The following is a 15175-nucleotide window of genomic DNA, read 5'->3' as shown; positions in this document are numbered from 1 at the left end:
CAAGCGGCCCGCGCTCGGGCACGGTGACACGAAGGACCGGCCTTAATCCCCTTGTTTCCGGAGGCGCCGATGTCCCAAGTCTTCTCCGAGGAGACCCACCGCAACCTGCTCGCCCGCATCCCGCACTGCACCGGCCGCGAAGTCGCCGACTGGCTGCGCACCGTCGAGGACGGACCGTCCCTCTTCCGCTTCGAGGACAAGGTCAACTGGCTCAGGCACGAGCACAACCTCGCGTACGGCCACGCCAAGGCCCTCGTCCACGAGTACGACCTGAGGAGGGCCGCGCGCAAGCTGCGCTGACGGGCCCCGGCCCGCACAGGACGGAGGGCCCCCGGTGCGTGCGCACCGGGGGCCCTCCGTCGTGACGGCGCGCTCTCGCGCTAGTCGTTGTTGCTGAAGATGGCGACCAGCCGCAGCATCTCCAGGTAGATCCACACCAGGGAGACGGTGAGACCGAACGCGGCGAGCCAGGACTCCTCGCGCGGGGCACCGTAGGCGATGCCGTCCTCGATCTGCTTGAAGTCCAGCGTCAGGAAGAACGCGCCGAGCAGGATGGCGATGACGCCGACGATCGCGCCCAGCGGGCCCATGCCGCGCAGACCGCCGTCCGGCGCGACGCCGAAGGCGACCAGCAGCATGTTGACGACCATGGCCAGCACGAACGCGATGGCGATGGTCATGCCGATGCGGGCGTACCGGGCGGTGACGCGGATCCAGCCCGCCTTGTAGACCAGCAGGGTGGCGGCGGAGACCGCCATGGTGCCGAGCACCGCCTGGAAGGGGGCGCCGCTCCACCGGCTGTTGAACATCTCGCTGATGACCCCGAGGAAGATGCCCTCGAAGACGGCGTATCCCAGGATCAGGGCGGGCGACGGCTTGCGCTTGAAGCTCTGCACCAGGCCCAGGACCATGGCGATGATCGCGGACCCGAAGGCCAGCGCGTAGCTGGTCGTGGAGACCGGCAGCAGGGCCCAGGCGAGCACCGCGCCGACGACGACGGTGCCGAGCGTGATCGCCGAGCGGACGACCACGTCGTCCATGGTCATCCGGCCGGTGGCGGGCGGGGCCTGCGGCGGGGCGCCCTGGCCGACGGTCGTCTGCGCGTACGGGTTCTGCGCATACGGGTTTTGGCCGTACGGGTTGCCCTGCGCGTACCCGGCCTGCGATGCGGTGTCGAAGCCTGCGTAGCCGTTGTCGCGGCCGAATCCTCGGCGCGAGAAGACCGGGTTGCTGCTCCTCATTTCACTCCTCCATGGCTGCCGTGCGCAGCCTTGGCTCAAGAGTAATGGATTGGCAAAGGATCGTCTCTGCTCCTCAAGGAGGATCTTTCCTTCACCGTGCTTGACCAACGCGCCGCGCGGAAGCCATGTTCCCGGACCTGTCCTTTTATATGCCGGTCACCCGCACGAGAGGCCGGCCGCCGGTCCCCGCGGGAGGCGCTCGCGGGGACCGGCGGCCGGCCGGGGAGGGACGGTCAGGCCGGGGTCAGTGGCCCGGCCAGCCGTCCAGTCGGCGGTGCAGGGTGACGTCGGGCTTCTCGGTGCCCTTGGGCGCCTTGGCCACGGCGGCCTGGAGGACGCCGTTCACCTCGCCCGCGAGGGCGTCCACCCGCTTCTGCAGCTCGGCGGCGGGCAGCGTGGACCGGGTCAGCACGTCCAGCCTGCGGTGGACGTCGTCCAGCTGGCGGCGGGCTCCCGCGTCCAGGGTGAGCCTGTGGGGCGTGGAGACGACGAACTGGTAGGCGCCGGCCAGCGTCTGGCAGCCGTCGCAGTACTTGTTGGACGCGTTGCTGACGTTGACCGCCTTCAGGTGGTGGGCGTCCCCGGCGACCGTGACGATCTGGAAGGACAGCGCGACCGAACGGCAGCGGTCGTCGACCGAGCAGCCCATGGAGACCGCGTTGGCCTGGTTGCGCACGGAGGTCGCGTTGACCTTGCCGAACTGGCGGATGGTGAAGGAGTCGCGGGCCTGGGTGTGGTGGAGCCGGTTGGCGTTGGTGAACACGCTGTCCGAGACGACCGCGGCGGACCTGGCGGGCCCGGTGGCGGCGTGCGCCGGGACGGCGGTGGCGACCCCGGCGGCCCCGGCGGCGAGGAGGACGGTACGGACGGCACGCCCGCTGAACGGGCTGCTGCATGGTTTGCGGTGGCTGCTCATGGGTTTCTCCCGATGAATGGATGACGTGCTGATGACGGGGCCCGGCACACGCACGGGCGTGGCCGGGCCGGGCCGCGACGGGGTCAGGACGACGACACCGGAACCGGCGGATCGCTGGTGGGCGGCGCCGCCGTCGAGGGCTCGGCGGTCGGTGTCGGGGCGGCGCTCTCCGAGGGGACCGGCGAGGGCTCGGTGACCGGGGGCGGCGGCTGCCGGGGCGACGGATCGCCGCCCGGTTCCCCGCCGCTGCTCTCGCTCTGCCGCGGGCCGTCCTCGCGGCGCGTGGGCTCGCCCTCCGCCGCCGACGCGCCGGCGGACGACTCCGGCGCGGAGGCGGAGGCGCCGTCCGAGGCACCGGCGCTGGGCTCCCCGGAGACACCCCCGGCCGGTGCGCCGGGCACCGCCGAGGGATCATCGGAGGCCGTGCCCGGCCCGCCGGAGGTGCCGTCCGGGCCGGCGCCCGGCGTCGAGGCGTCCGGCGACGGCGGCGCCGTGGTGGGCACCCCCGGCTGCAGGATCGGCGCGATGGGCGGCTTCTTCGGCAGCGGCTGCGGGGTGACCCCGGACATCCAGGCGTAGCTCAGTCCGCCGAGTCCGGCGAGCAGCACCGCGCACAGCCCGACCCGCAGGGCGGGCCGGCCGGCCGTGGAGCGCTTGGCCAGCCGGAAGAGGCGGCCGCCGATCTTCACGGAGAGATAGAGGACACCGGCCATCGGGAACAGCAGCATGAGCGTGCCGAGGACTCCGACGACGCCCGGCAGCACGTCCCCCTCGGCGAAGGCCGACCCGGTGCCGGTGACCTGCTCGGTGAGCGAGCGGATCATCGTGCTGATGATCCGGGGCAGGTTCCACAGGGCGTAGCTCAGCTCGCCGATGATCAGCGGCACCATGGTGAGCACCCAGGTGGCGACGATGGTGCGCGCGGACTTCTTCAGCCCCGCGACCTCCACGCGGGCCGCCTGTCCCCGCTTGCCCGGGACCAGGGAGAGCAGGATCGGCTTGATCTTGCCGTACAGGTCCGGGACGCCCGCGAGGTCGCCCAGGATGTAGTAGCCGTCCAGGCGGACGGCCGGCATGAGCTGTTCCAGGATCTCGAAGTGGCCGAGGTAGACCGCGGCCAGGAAGAACGGCTCCCCGGTGGCGAAGTAGGCCCCGGCCATGACCAGCATGAAGACGACGTTGAAGTAGACCCCGCCGAAGTCGGTGCGGATGCGCCCGGCCTTGTTGATCCGGTAGACGTCGGTGACGTCGGTGTACATGGACGGCCAGATCAGGAAGAGCCCGCAGCCGATGCAGCCGGGTCTGGCGCCGCCGTACCGGCACGCGGAGGCGTGGCCGAACTCGTGGAAGACGAGGGAGGCCACGGTGAGGACGAAGACCAGCAGGATGAGCACCGGCTGGTCGAGCACCTCCAGCACCGGTTCGATCGCCCCGAAGAAGCCGAACAGCCAGACGTCCATGACGACGGCCGCCAGCAGCACCGCGGCGACCACCACCGGCCGGTGCAGCCAGGTCAGCGACCGCGCGATCCGCGCCGTGCGGCGCTCGTCGAAGATGACCCGGTGCCCCTTGAGGGCGAGCAGCAGGTCGGAGCGCGGGGCGTCGACCTCGTCGCTCTCCTGCCCCTCGGGCACGGTCACGCCGAGCGGTTCGAGCTTGTTCTCCACGAGGTAGCGGATGTTCTCCGCGCTGACCTCGCGGCCGAAGCGCGCGCTGACCCGGTGGGCGATCGTGTCGTCGTCGCGGATTCCGTCGACGGACGACGCCACCAGGTACAGCAGGCGCGAGAGCTGCACGACCTGCCCGTCCCCCCGACGGGCGATGTACTTGGACTCGGTGAACCCCGAGCCCTGGTACTCGCCGTGCAGCCGCATCCCGGCGCTCAGCCTCGGGACGGGCCGGGCGGGCACCCCGGCTGCCGGCAGACTGCCGGTCGCCACCTGCTCGTACGTCACTGGCCAGCCACCTGGTCCGGGCAGCGGGCCGGTGTCGTGGAGCGTGGTCGTGCCGTTCCCCAGCACCGTCATCTGTGGTCTCCCCCCACATTGATCCACGTCGATGCCGCCTCACCGCCGCCTTCCCCCCGGCATGACCGCGGGGGCGGACCGTCCCGTACCCGGGCACGGCCCGCCCCCGCGAACGCCGTCGCGGCGGTGGGGCTACTGCTTGACGGTGATCGTCTGTCCGGCGTGCGACTGGGCGTCCGACCACACGGAGTGGTCGTTGAGCGCGGCCGACTGGTTCGCGGCCTCGATGTTGGCCACGTGCTTGGTGACGTTGACCGTCTTGTTGAAGCTGAACTTCAGCTTGCCCAGGGCCTCGCGGCCCGGCAGCAGCTCGGCGGACTCGGAGTCCAGGTCGCGCATGTCCATGCTCATGATGGGTGTCCTCTCCTGATGATCTGGTGTCGTGGGCGGTGGAGCGCGCGGACTACTGGCTGACGCTGATGGCCTGCGAGGCACCGGAGTTGGCGACGGACCACGCCGAGTGGTCGTTGAGCGCGGCCGACTGGTTGGCCGCCTCGATGTTGGCGACGTGCTTGGTGACGTTGACCGTCTTGCCGAAGCTGAACTTCAGCTTGCCGAGGGCCTCGCGGCCGGGCAGCAGTTCGGCGGACTCGGCCTCGAGCTCGTGGGCGTCCATCATGATGATTCCCCCTCGGGAAATGGGCACTTCCGGTCGGACCGAGTCAGGTTCCCCCCGGACTCTGTCCAACTTGGTCGGACGAGCTGTCCAACGAGATTGGACACTAGGGCCTCGCGAGGGCGTCCCGCAACCCTTTCGGGTAATCACCCCTTCGGCGGTTCACCTACTGGCCCGTAGACTCCCTCCCGACAGGGACGTGCGGCCGAGCGGCGAGCAGGACGAGCAGGAAGTGACCAACGGTGGCCAACGCACTGCAGCAGTTGATCCGCGAACGCCTGGACCGCGAGGGCTGGTCCTACGGCGAAGTGGCGCGACGCGGCGGCGTACCCCGCTCCACCGTCCACCACCTGGCCACCACCGACCGCGTGGTGCGCATGCCCCAGGCCGGCACCCTGGAGGGCCTGGCCAAGGGGCTCCAGCTCCCGCTGGACGCCGTCCGCCGGGCGGCCGCCGAGGCGTGCGGCATCCACGTGTACGGCACTCCGGCCGGCGAGGACGACGGCCCGGCCGCGCCCCGCTCCGGTGACCCCGAGGTGGACCTGCTCATCGCCAGCGTGCAGCAGCTCTCCTCCGACGACCGCAGACACGTCGCCGCCCTGGTGGAGTCGCTGCTCGGCCGGTCGGCGAAGCAGGCACCGGACGCCTGAGGCGGGCGCCGGGGCGCGTCCCGGGGTGTCCGGGCGGCGCCCTCACCCGGGCACGCTTCCGTCAACTCGGAAAAAGAAAGCAAGTCCCCCCGAACGGGCCGAGATCCCCCGCTAGTCTCTCGTCCTGCCCGAGGAGCGAGAGCCGCACGACCACGGGCCCTTGGGGGGAACGTGTTGTTCGTGCATGGCGGGCCGGCCACGGCGGTGGTCAGGGGCCCGGACGGCGAGTCCGTCGTACTCCTGTCCGGCGAACTCCCCGAGGTCCTCACCGACCGCGCGGTCCGCGAACTGCTCGACCTCGCCGCCGCCATCCTCGACCCCGCGGAGCTGGCCCTCTTCCACACCTGCCTGGCCGCCCTGCGCCGCAACGGCATGCGGGCGGGCCGCAGCGTCGAGGTCGACGGGGCGGTGCTGACGGTGTACGAGGGCTGAGGAAGCGGGGGGACTGTAGGGCCGGTCCGCCGGTCCGCCATGACAAGGAATGTGCCCGGAGCCGGACTCGAACCGGCACGCCCGCGAAGGGGCAGCGAGGTTTAAGCTCGCCGTGTCTGCATTCCACCATCCGGGCAGGCCGTGGGCTCCGCTTCGAGATCCTGAGCCTATCGGGAGGGCTCGCTCGGGCAGCGGAAAGGACGGACCGATGTTGTCTTATTTTATTGATGTCTGAGGGTGCATCAGACCACGGTACGAGCCATCCGCACTTGCCAACAGCCTGCCGGGACACTCCGACGCACGTACGCGGAATGACGGAATTTCACCTACCGAACAAGGGCGGTCCCCCTGTTCCCGGTGGCAGACGGCCTCAGGGTCGGCCGTCCTCCCCAGGTATGACACCGCGCGGCTCCCTCCGACCCCAGTCGCGGTCGGGAACGGGTACAGCGTCTGACCGGACGGCCTCCGGGAACGGGGACGATGGGAACAGACACCCGAGACCCGTCGGACAGGAGCCTCACCCCGTGACCACCACCCCCACCACCGGCAGGACCACCGCCGTGGCCGCGCGCGCCACGGAGCTGTCGAAGATCTACGGGCAGGGTGAGACCCGCGTGGTCGCCCTCGACCAGGTCTCCGTCGACTTCCGGCAGGCCGAGTTCACCGCGATCATGGGCCCGTCCGGCTCCGGCAAGTCCACGCTGATGCACTGCGTGGCCGGGCTGGACTCCTTCTCCTCCGGATCGGTGCGCATCGGCGAGACGGAGCTGGGTTCGCTGAAGGACAAGCAGCTCACGCGGCTGCGCCGGGACAAGATCGGCTTCATCTTCCAGGCGTTCAACCTGCTCCCGACGCTGACCGCGCTGGAGAACATCACGCTGCCGATGGACATCGCGGGCCGCAAGCCCGACAAGGAGTGGCTGGACCGCGTGATCGCGATGGTCGGCCTGTCCGGCCGCCTCTCGCACCGCCCCTCCCAGCTCTCCGGCGGCCAGCAGCAGCGCGTCGCCGTGGCCCGCGCCCTGGCCTCCAAGCCGGACATCATCTTCGGTGACGAGCCGACCGGAAACCTCGACTCCCGCTCCGGCGCCGAGGTGCTGGGCTTCCTGCGCAACTCCGTGCGCGAGCTGGGCCAGACGGTGGTCATGGTCACCCACGACCCGGTCGCCGCCGCCTACGCGGACCGGGTGGTCTTCCTCGCCGACGGCCGGATCGTCGACGAGATCCAGGACCCGACGGCCGACTCCGTCCTCGACCTGATGAAGCGATTCGACGCGAAGGGCCGTACGAGCTGATGTTCCGCACCGCGCTGCGCAACGTCCTCGCGCACAAGGCCCGGCTGATGATGACGGTGCTCGCCGTCATGCTCGGCGTCGCCTTCGTGTCCGGGACGCTGGTCTTCACCAACACCCTCTCCCGCGCCTTCGAGAACAGCTCCGCCCAGGGCTTCGACGGCGTCGACGTGGCCGTCAAGGCCAAGCACCAGAAGGCGAGCGGCGACCGGGTCGGCTCCACCCCGGACCTGACCCCGGCGCTGCTGGCCAAGGCCGAGAAGGCGCCCGGCGCCGCCTCCGCCACCGGTGTCGTCAGCGGCTTCACCGCGCTCGCCGACAAGCACGGCAAGCTGGTCGGCGACGGCTGGCAGTCGATGGGCGGCAACTACTGGGGCACGAAGGACGCCCGCTACACGCTCGTCTCCGGCCACGCCCCGCACGGCGCGGGCGAGCTGCTGATCGACTCCGAGACCGCCCGGCGCACCGGCTATCGCGTCGGTGACACCGTCCGCCTCTCCATCGACGGCCCGGTGCTCACCCCGCGCGTCGCCGGCGTCTTCAACACCGACGACGGCAACGTGGCCGCGGGCGGCAGCCTCACCCTCTTCGACACGCCGACCGCGCAGACCCTGTTCGGCAAGAAGGGAGGCTACGACGAGATCGACGTGGCCGCCGCCCCCGGCACCAGCCAGAGCGCGCTCAAGGCGGCGCTGGACAAGGCGCTCCCGGCCGGCCAGGTCAGCACCACCACCGGTGAGAAGCTCGCCGCCGACCAGGCGGAGCAGATCTCCTCCTCCATGAGCGGTCTGCGCCAGGTGCTGCTGGTGTTCGCCGGCATCGCCCTGTTCGTCGGCACCTTCATCATCGCCAACACCTTCACCATGCTGGTCGCCCAGCGCACCAAGGAACTCGCCCTGCTGCGGGCGGTCGGCGCCTCGCGCGGCCAGGTCACCCGCTCGGTGCTGGCCGAGGCGTTCGCGGTCGGCACGGTCGCGGGCGTGGCCGGTCTCGCCGCCGGTGTCGGCATCGGCGCCGGTCTGCGCGCCATGCTGAACTCCTTCGGCGCGTCCATGCCGGACGGGCCGCTGGTGGTCACGCCGGGCACGGTGGTCGCCGCGCTCGCCGTCGGCATCGTCATCACCGTGCTCGCCGCCTGGCTGCCCGGCCGCCGGGCCGCGAAGATCCCGCCGGTCGCGGCGATGAACAGCGTGCACGCGACCGCCACCACCCGCTCGCTGGTGGTGCGCAACACCATCGGCTCGCTCTTCGCGGCGGCCGGCGCGGCGGTGGTCCTCGCGGCCACCACCATGGACACCGACAAGGGCCAGGGCGCGATGGGCCTGGGCGCGGTGCTGCTGATCATCGGCGTGTTCGTGCTGACCCCGCTGCTGTCGCGCCCGCTGATCGCGGCGACCGCCCCGGTCCTGCGTCTGTTCGGCGTCTCGGGCCGCCTGGCCCGGCAGAACGCGGTGCGCAACCCGCGCCGTACGGCGGCCACCGCCTCCGCGCTGATGATCGGCCTGACCCTGATCACCGGCATGACGGTGATGGCGGGCAGCCTGCAGAAGTCCATCGACAAGATGGCCGCCGGAGCGATCCGCGCGGACTACATCGTCTCGATGGCCAACCACACCCCGCTCTCCCCCGACGTCGCCGGGAAGCTGGCCTCCTCCGACGGGGTCGCCGCGTCCAGTCCGCTGCGCAACGGCGCCTCCCGCATCGACGGCGGCACGGAGTTCCTGACCGGCGTCAACGGCTCGGCGATCGGCCAGCTGACCGACCTGAAGGTGAAGCAGGGCACGTTCGACGTGTCCGGTTCGCGGATCGTGGTGGACGCCGACCGTGCGAAGGAGCACGGCTGGAAGGCCGGTTCGAAGCTCACCGCGTTCTTCGAGGACGGCAAGAGGAGCACCCTGACCGTCGCCGGGGTCTACGAGGGCAACGAGATGATCCGCGGCATCATGATCGACGACAAGGTGCTCACCCCGCACCTGCGCGCCCCGGCCGACATGCAGGTCCTGGTGCGCATGCAGGACGGCGCCTCGGACGCCACGAAGGACCGGCTGGCCAAGGCCCTCGGCTCCAACCCGGCCATCCAGGTACAGGACAAGAAGGACATCTCCGACGGCATCGCGAAGATCTTCACGCTGATGCTGAACCTGGTCTACGGCCTGCTCGGCATGGCCGTGGTGGTCGCGGTCCTCGGTGTCATCAACACCCTGGCCATGTCGGTGTTCGAGCGCTCCCAGGAGATCGGCATGCTGCGGGCGATCGGCCTGGAGCGCGGGTCGGTCAAGCGGATGGTCCGCCTGGAGTCCCTGGTCATCTCGCTGTTCGGCGGGGTGCTGGGCATCGGCCTCGGCGTGTTCTTCGGCTGGGCGGCCGGTGAGCTGCTGGGCACGAAGATGGCGACCTACGAGCTGGTGCTCCCCTGGTCCCGGCTGGCGCTGTTCCTGCTGCTGGCGGCCCTGGTGGGCGTGCTGGCCGCGCTGTGGCCGGCCCGGCGCGCGGCCCGGCTGAACATGCTGGCGGCGATCAAGGCCGAGTAGCCGCCGGGCGGCCGTAGGCGTGGGGCCCCGTTCCGGGATCGGAGCGGGGCCCCACGTGTGCCGTCAGGTGTTCCAGGTGCGGGTGCGGGCCGGGAGTCCGGAGGTGCCGGACTCCGGAGTGCGCACGGCGAGTACCTGGTTGACGCCGATCTGGTTGCGCTCGAAGGCGAGCGCGGAGGCGGCCATGTACAGCCGCCAGACGCGGGCCCGGCCGGGTCCGGCGAGCCGCATCGCGCGCTCCCAGTCGCCCTCCAGGTTGGTCACCCAGGAGCGCAGGGTGCGGGCGTAGTGCTCGCGCAGCGACTCCACGTCCCGCACCTCGAAACCGGCGCGTTCCAGCTGGGTGACGGTGGTGCCGACCGGGGCGAGTTCGCCGTCGGGGAAGACGTAGGAGTCGATGAACGCGTCGACCTCGTACTCCGTCTCGTCACGCCGCGGGCGGCGGGCGATCTGGTGGTTGAGCAGCCGTCCGCCGGGCTTCAGCAGGCCGTACAGGTCGCGGGCGTAGTCCAGGTAGCGTTCGGCGCCGACGTGCTCGGCCATGCCGATGGAGGAGATCGCGTCGTAGGGGCCGTCGCGGACGTCGCGGTAGTCCTGGACGCGGATCTCGACCCGGTCGGTGAGCCCCTCCTCGGCGACGCGCTTGCGGGCGAGGGCGGCCTGCTCCTGGGAGATGGTGACGCCGACGACGCTCACGCCGTGCTCGCGCGCCGCGTGGATGGCCATCGACCCCCAGCCGCAGCCCACGTCCAGCAGCCGCTGACCGGGCCTCAGGCCGAGCTTCGCCGCGACGAGTCCGAGCTTGTCGCGCTGGGCGGTCTCCAGGGAGCCGCCGTCCTCCCAGTAGGCGCAGGAGTACACCATGGACGGGCCGAGGATCAGCTCGTAGAAGTCGTTGCCGACGTCGTAGTGGTGGCTGATGGCCCGCTTGTCGGTACGGCGGGTGTGCAGATGGCGCCGTCTGCGGATCTCCTCGCGCGGCGGGGCCGGGGGCAGCGGCGGCCCGACGAGCCGCACCAGTTCGCGGACGGCGGCCCGCGCGGCGGGGTCGCGCAGGGTCCGGGCGAGGGAGCGGCCTTCGGCGTCGTCGTCGTGCTCCCAGAGCGGGCCGGCCAGGGCGCCGAGGGCGGTGTAGAGGTCGCCCTCGATGTCGAGGTCGCCGGAGACCCAGGCGCGGGCCAGGCCCAGTTCCCCCGGCTTGAACAGCACACGGCGCAGGGCGCGCCGGTTGCGGACGACGATCACGGGGGCTCCCGGCGGTCCGGCCTGCGAGCCGTCCCAGGCCCGGACCCGCACCGGCAGCGGTGCCCCCAGCAGTTGTTCGGCAGCGTTCACCAAGCGCGACGCGGCGTGGGCCATGACGCACACCTCCAAGACGACGATCCCGGATGTCCGTTACCACGTAAACACCCGCGCGTACCCGGCACAGTCCCGCATTGGGGTTACGACAGGGCAAAACGAGGGACGCGGCGGGCCGGGAACGCCGAAGGACCTCCCGCACCACGGATGGCGGGAGGTCCTTCGGATGAAGCCGGGTGCCGAGGCTGACCGGAGGTCAGGAAGCCTTGGCCTTCTCCTCGGTCTTCGGCGCGGCGGCGACCGGGGCGGGCTTGGCGGCCTCGTAGAACTCCTCGCGCGGGTGCTCCATGGCGCCGAGGGCGACGACCTCGCGCTTGAGGAACATGCCGAGGGTCCAGTCCGCGAAGACGCGGATCTTGCGGTTGAAGGTCGGCATGGCCATACCGTGGTAACCGCGGTGCATGTACCAGGCGAGACGACCCTTGAGCTTGATCTTCATCTTGCCCATGACGATCATCGCCACGCCCTTGTGCAGGCCGAGACCCGCGACGGCGCCCTTGTTGGCGTGCTCGTAGTCCTTCTGCGGGAAGCCCCGCATGCCGGACACCACGTTGTCGCCGAGGACCTTGGCCTGGCGCAGCGCGTGCTGGGCGTTCGGCGGGCACCAGGCGTTCTCGTTGCCCGCCTTGCGGCCGACGAGGTCCGGGACCTGGGCGTTGTCGCCGGCGGCCCAGATGTAGTCCGTGCCCTGCACCTGGAGGGTCGTCGCGCAGTCGACGTGACCGCGCGGGCCGAGCGGCAGACCGAAGCGGGCGAGCGCCGGGTTGGGCTTGACGCCCGCGGTCCACACGATCGTGTCGGAGTCGACCTCGAGGCCGTTCTTCAGCACGACGTGGCCGTCGACGCAGGAGTCCATGGAGGTGGAGAGGTAGATCTCCACACCGCGGCTCTCCAGGTGCTCCTTGCCGTACTGGCCGAGCTTGGGGCCGACCTCGGGAAGGATCTTGTCGGCGGCGTCGACCAGGACGAAGCGCATGTCCTCGCGGGACACGTTCTTGTAGTACTTGGCGGCGTCGCGGGCCATGTCCTCGACCTCGCCGATGGTCTCCGCGCCCGCGAAGCCACCGCCGATGAAGACGAAGGTGAGCGCCTTGCGGCGGATCTCCTCGTCGGTCGTCGAGTCGGCCTTGTCGAGCTGCTCGAGGACGTGGTTGCGCAGGCCGATGGCCTCCTCGATGCCCTTCATGCCGATGCCCTGCTCGGCGAGACCGGGGATCGGGAAGGTGCGGGAGACCGCGCCCATGGCGATGACCAGGTAGTCGAACGGCAGCTCGTACGCCTCGCCCACGAGGGGGGCGATCGTGGCGACCTTGCGGTCCTGGTCGATGGTGGTGACCCGGCCGGTGAGGACCTCCGCCTTCGGCAGCACGCGTCGCAGCGGTACGACGACGTGGCGAGGGGAGATGTTGCCGGCGGCGGTTTCGGGGAGGAAGGGCTGGTAGGTCATGTACGACCGGGGGTCGACGACCGTGACGGTCGCCTCGCCGAAGCGCATCTTCTTGAGGATGCGCCGAGCCGCGTACAGGCCTACGTACCCACCGCCTACTACGAGGATCCTGGGACGCTCCGTGGTGCTCATGGGATCGAGTATCCACCCGCCCCTGGGGGGTAGCTCGTGCGCCCCTTCACAAGCTTGTGGAGGGGGTGTGTTATCCTCCGCCACTCACGTGACGCAAGTCATGTTCACGAGGGGGAACCGTGAGCCGCCCGGACCCGTTGTCAATGCCTCTTGAGCTGGCCGTCCGGCCTCCGGAGCCACTCGCGGGGCACCCTTTCCGGGTGCTTTCGACATCCCCGCGAAACACCCTCGCAATACGGTTGTGAGCACGCTCCAGGGGTGGTTGAACCCCCGAACGGGTCAATGCGGACCCCCGTATCCCCCACCAGGGCCGAATTCCTTGTGAAGAACTTCACGAAGGTTTCCGGCGGAGCCCCGCGAAGCGGCGTGTCGGCCGCCCCGCGGGGGGTGCTCAAACGTCGTCCAGCCTGCTCAGCCGCACACTACTGGGCGGTAACAAGCCGTTCTCGTACGGCCGTCGGGCCTCGCTACGCGATGGACCACGCGATGCCGTCGAGGATGTCGTGCTCGCTGACGACGACCTCCTCGGCACCGGTCCGCTCCATGATCGAGAGCAGCACGAGGGCACCCGCGCCGATCACGTCGACCCGGCCCGGGTGCATGGAGGGGATCTCCGCGCGCTCGGCGTGCGTGGAGCCGAGCAGCCACTCGGTGATCTGGCGGACCCGGGCCCGCGAGATCCGGGAGTGGTGGATGCGGGCGGAGTCGTACTCCGGCAGCTCCTGGGCGATGGCGGACACCGTGGTGACCGAGCCCGCGAGTCCGACCAGGGTGCGCGCCTCGCCGAGCGGCACGGTCTGGGCCGCGAGGTCGAGCGCGGCCCGGATGTCGGCCCGCATGGCGGCGACCTGCTCGTGCGTGGGCGGGTCGGTGACCTCGCCGTCGTGCACCAGGTGCCGTTCGGTCAGACGCACACAGCCGATGTCCACGGACCGCGCGGCCCGCGCGTGGTCGTCGCCGACGACGAACTCGGTGGAGCCGCCGCCGATGTCCACCACCAGGTACGGCTTCTCCAGGTGGTCGCCGCCCTTCAGCTCCCCGGTCGCGCCGGTGAAGGAGAACTCCGCCTCCTGGTCGCCGGTGATGACCTCCGGCTCCACCCCGAGGATGTCCACGACACCGCGGACGAACTCGTCCCGGTTCTCCGCGTCGCGCGAGGCGGAGGTGGCGACGAACCGCACCTTCTCCGCGCCGAGTTCGCGGATGACCCCGGCATACTCCCGGCAGGCGGCGAAGGTGCGCTCCAGCGCCTCGGGGGCGAGCCGGCCGGTGCGGTCGACGCCCTGGCCGAGCCGGACGATCGTCATCCGCCGGTCCAGGTCGGTCAGTTCACCCGTCCGACGGTCCACGTCGGCGACGAGCAGCCGGATGGAGTTGGTGCCGCAGTCCACGGCGGCGACGCGGGTCACCGGCTCTCCTCACCGGGCTCGGCCGGCTGCGCGCCGCAGGCGTCGCCGGGCGTCACGCACGGACCCTTCGCCCACCACTCGGGCAGCATGGCGATGGCCTCGTCGCCCAGCGGGTTCACACCGGGACCGGCGGCCAGCGAGTGGGCGACCAGGACGTGCAGGCACTTCACCCGGTCGGGCATGCCGCCCGCGCTGGGGAAGCCCGCCAGGACCTCGATCTCGTCGCGGCGTCGGATGTAGTCCTCGTGCGCGGCCCGGTAGGCGGCGGCCAGCTCCGGGTCGGACTGGAGCCGCTCGGTCATCTCCTTCATGACGCCGTTGGCCTCCAGCGTGCCGATCGCCGAGGCGGCGCGCGGGCACGTCAGGTAGTACGTCGTCGGGAAGGGCGTGCCGTCGGGCAGCCGGGGCGCCGTCTCCACGACGTCCGGCTGACCGCACGGGCAGCGGTGGGCGATGGCCCGCAGGCCGCGCGGCGGGCGGCCGAGCTGGAGCTCGAAGGCGGCGATGTCCGCCTCGGTGGGCTCGGTGCGCGGGGTGTGGGGCGGGGGCGTTTCCATGACTGCTTCCGTAGGTGGCTGGTCTTCGGTCACCGGCGGGTGCCGGTCACTGGTCGGAGGCGTCGGACTTGTCGACGCCGTCCCAGACGTTCGCGTACCAGGGCCGGTGGGCGGCCCCCTTGTCGGTACGGGACTGCTTGGCGGCGCCCGGGTCGATCACGACGAACCCGGTCTCGCCGGGCATCACGTAGTGCAGCCGGCGCCGGATCTGCTGCTCGGCGTAGGCGTCGTCCTGCCAGCGGGCCTTGGTGTCCCTGAGCTGCTCGACCCGGTCGCGGGCCTGCTCCTGGCGGTGTCTCAGGTCCGCGATCTCGGCGCGCTGGGACACGTACTGCCGCATCGGATAGGCGAGCGCGACGATGAGCGAGCACAGCACGAGGGCCAGCAGCGCGGCCCGGCCGGTGAGGCGGGAGCGGCGGGCCTGCCGCTTGGTCTGGGAGCGGTAGACACGGGCCGCCGTCTGCTCACCGAGCAGCCGCAGCCTGGTCGTGGTGGAGAAACGGTCCCGGTCCCTCGCGGCCATCTGGCGCTCCGCCTCCACTGTGCCTGTGCGTCTTCTGCTGTGC

At 71.1% G+C, this 15175-nt stretch carries 15 protein-coding genes and 1 tRNA gene; 5 read left to right on the top strand and 11 right to left on the bottom strand.

From position 1 onward, the window contains the following. Positions 1 to 69 precede the first annotated feature (69 nt). A complete protein-coding gene (locus tag ABZ898_RS20805) occupies positions 70 to 300 on the top strand; it encodes a DUF4287 domain-containing protein (protein ID WP_361660737.1) in 231 nt (76 codons plus the stop codon). An 80-nt stretch (positions 301 to 380) separates the two neighbouring features. Here ABZ898_RS20805 and ABZ898_RS20800 read toward each other — a convergent pair whose 3' ends face one another. The 5 genes from ABZ898_RS20800 to ABZ898_RS20780 form a co-directional block, all read right to left on the bottom strand. After that, a complete protein-coding gene (locus tag ABZ898_RS20800) occupies positions 381 to 1241 on the bottom strand; it encodes a Bax inhibitor-1/YccA family protein (RefSeq protein ID WP_361660734.1) in 861 nt (286 codons plus the stop codon). Between the two features lie 244 nt (positions 1242 to 1485). Next, entirely contained in the window at positions 1486 to 2157 is a 672-nt protein-coding gene (locus ABZ898_RS20795) for a hypothetical protein (RefSeq protein WP_361660732.1), read from the bottom strand. Positions 2158 to 2240: 83 nt separating this feature from the next. Then, positions 2241 to 4184: a hypothetical protein gene (locus tag ABZ898_RS20790; RefSeq protein WP_361660729.1), complete on the bottom strand. Its 1944-nt coding sequence runs from the start codon at positions 4182 to 4184 to the stop codon at positions 2241 to 2243. Between the two features lie 132 nt (positions 4185 to 4316). Beyond that, a complete protein-coding gene (locus ABZ898_RS20785; RefSeq protein ID WP_361660726.1) occupies positions 4317 to 4535 on the bottom strand; it encodes a hypothetical protein in 219 nt (72 codons plus the stop codon). Between the two features lie 52 nt (positions 4536 to 4587). After that, positions 4588 to 4803 carry a hypothetical protein gene (locus ABZ898_RS20780; protein ID WP_161148036.1) on the bottom strand — a complete coding sequence of 72 codons (216 nt, stop codon included), beginning with the start codon at positions 4801 to 4803 and terminating at the stop codon, positions 4588 to 4590. A gap of 239 nt (positions 4804 to 5042) precedes the next feature. On the opposite strand from ABZ898_RS20780, the gene ABZ898_RS20775 reads away from it, so the two are divergent. Then, on the top strand, positions 5043 to 5450 hold the full coding sequence (locus ABZ898_RS20775; RefSeq protein ID WP_361660723.1) for a helix-turn-helix transcriptional regulator: 408 nt from the start codon (positions 5043 to 5045) through the stop codon (positions 5448 to 5450). 180 nt (positions 5451 to 5630) lie between these two features. After that, positions 5631 to 5882, top strand: coding sequence for a hypothetical protein (locus ABZ898_RS20770; RefSeq protein ID WP_361660720.1), 252 nt, complete (start codon positions 5631 to 5633; stop codon positions 5880 to 5882). A gap of 52 nt (positions 5883 to 5934) precedes the next feature. On the opposite strand, the gene ABZ898_RS20765 is transcribed toward ABZ898_RS20770, so the two are convergent. Beyond that, positions 5935 to 6018, bottom strand: a tRNA-Leu gene (locus ABZ898_RS20765). A 388-nt stretch (positions 6019 to 6406) separates the two neighbouring features. On the opposite strand from ABZ898_RS20765, the gene ABZ898_RS20760 reads away from it, so the two are divergent. Continuing rightward, entirely contained in the window at positions 6407 to 7177 is a 771-nt protein-coding gene (locus ABZ898_RS20760; protein WP_361660717.1) for an ABC transporter ATP-binding protein, read from the top strand. Further along, positions 7177 to 9705 carry an FtsX-like permease family protein gene (locus ABZ898_RS20755; RefSeq protein ID WP_361660715.1) on the top strand — a complete coding sequence of 843 codons (2529 nt, stop codon included), beginning with the start codon at positions 7177 to 7179 and terminating at the stop codon, positions 9703 to 9705. Before ABZ898_RS20760 ends, ABZ898_RS20755 begins: the two co-directional genes overlap by 1 nt. 63 nt (positions 9706 to 9768) lie before the next feature. On the opposite strand, the gene ABZ898_RS20750 is transcribed toward ABZ898_RS20755, so the two are convergent. The 5 genes from ABZ898_RS20750 to ABZ898_RS20730 form a co-directional block, all read right to left on the bottom strand. Continuing rightward, positions 9769 to 11064 carry a cyclopropane-fatty-acyl-phospholipid synthase family protein gene (locus ABZ898_RS20750; RefSeq protein WP_361660712.1) on the bottom strand — a complete coding sequence of 432 codons (1296 nt, stop codon included), beginning with the start codon at positions 11062 to 11064 and terminating at the stop codon, positions 9769 to 9771. Positions 11065 to 11260: 196 nt separating this feature from the next. After that, on the bottom strand, positions 11261 to 12643 hold the full coding sequence (locus ABZ898_RS20745; protein WP_361660709.1) for an NAD(P)/FAD-dependent oxidoreductase: 1383 nt from the start codon (positions 12641 to 12643) through the stop codon (positions 11261 to 11263). A gap of 467 nt (positions 12644 to 13110) precedes the next feature. Beyond that, positions 13111 to 14052 carry a Ppx/GppA phosphatase family protein gene (locus tag ABZ898_RS20740; RefSeq protein WP_361660705.1) on the bottom strand — a complete coding sequence of 314 codons (942 nt, stop codon included), beginning with the start codon at positions 14050 to 14052 and terminating at the stop codon, positions 13111 to 13113. After that, positions 14049 to 14609, bottom strand: a complete 561-nt coding sequence (locus tag ABZ898_RS20735; RefSeq protein WP_361660702.1) for a DUF501 domain-containing protein — start codon at positions 14607 to 14609, stop codon at positions 14049 to 14051. The genes ABZ898_RS20740 and ABZ898_RS20735 overlap by 4 nt, the downstream gene beginning before the upstream one ends. A gap of 46 nt (positions 14610 to 14655) precedes the next feature. Beyond that, on the bottom strand, positions 14656 to 15132 hold the full coding sequence (locus ABZ898_RS20730) for a septum formation initiator family protein (protein WP_361660699.1): 477 nt from the start codon (positions 15130 to 15132) through the stop codon (positions 14656 to 14658). Between the last annotated feature and the right edge of the window lie 43 nt (positions 15133 to 15175).

The organism is Streptomyces sp. NPDC046860 (genome assembly GCF_040645115.1).
Taxonomy (GTDB): domain Bacteria; phylum Actinomycetota; class Actinomycetes; order Streptomycetales; family Streptomycetaceae; genus Streptomyces.
This window is presented reverse-complemented; position numbering and strand designations above follow the sequence as displayed.

Bases quoted from the DNA above. Each gene is read 5' to 3' on its own strand.
- ABZ898_RS20805 (WP_361660737.1), top strand. From the start codon at position 70: ATGTCCCAAGTCTTCTCCGAGGAGACCCACCGCAACCTGCTCGCCCGC.
- ABZ898_RS20800 (WP_361660734.1), bottom strand. From the start codon at position 1,241: ATGAGGAGCAGCAACCCGGTCTTCTCGCGCCGAGGATTCGGCCGCGAC.
- ABZ898_RS20795 (WP_361660732.1), bottom strand. From the start codon at position 2,157: ATGAGCAGCCACCGCAAACCATGCAGCAGCCCGTTCAGCGGGCGTGCC.
- ABZ898_RS20790 (WP_361660729.1), bottom strand. From the start codon at position 4,184: ATGACGGTGCTGGGGAACGGCACGACCACGCTCCACGACACCGGCCCG.
- ABZ898_RS20785 (WP_361660726.1), bottom strand. From the start codon at position 4,535: ATGAGCATGGACATGCGCGACCTGGACTCCGAGTCCGCCGAGCTGCTG.
- ABZ898_RS20780 (WP_161148036.1), bottom strand. From the start codon at position 4,803: ATGATGGACGCCCACGAGCTCGAGGCCGAGTCCGCCGAACTGCTGCCC.
- ABZ898_RS20755 (WP_361660715.1), top strand. From the start codon at position 7,177: ATGTTCCGCACCGCGCTGCGCAACGTCCTCGCGCACAAGGCCCGGCTG.
- ABZ898_RS20750 (WP_361660712.1), bottom strand. From the start codon at position 11,064: ATGGCCCACGCCGCGTCGCGCTTGGTGAACGCTGCCGAACAACTGCTG.
- ABZ898_RS20745 (WP_361660709.1), bottom strand. From the start codon at position 12,643: ATGAGCACCACGGAGCGTCCCAGGATCCTCGTAGTAGGCGGTGGGTAC.
- ABZ898_RS20735 (WP_361660702.1), bottom strand. From the start codon at position 14,609: ATGGAAACGCCCCCGCCCCACACCCCGCGCACCGAGCCCACCGAGGCG.
- ABZ898_RS20730 (WP_361660699.1), bottom strand. From the start codon at position 15,132: ATGGCCGCGAGGGACCGGGACCGTTTCTCCACCACGACCAGGCTGCGG.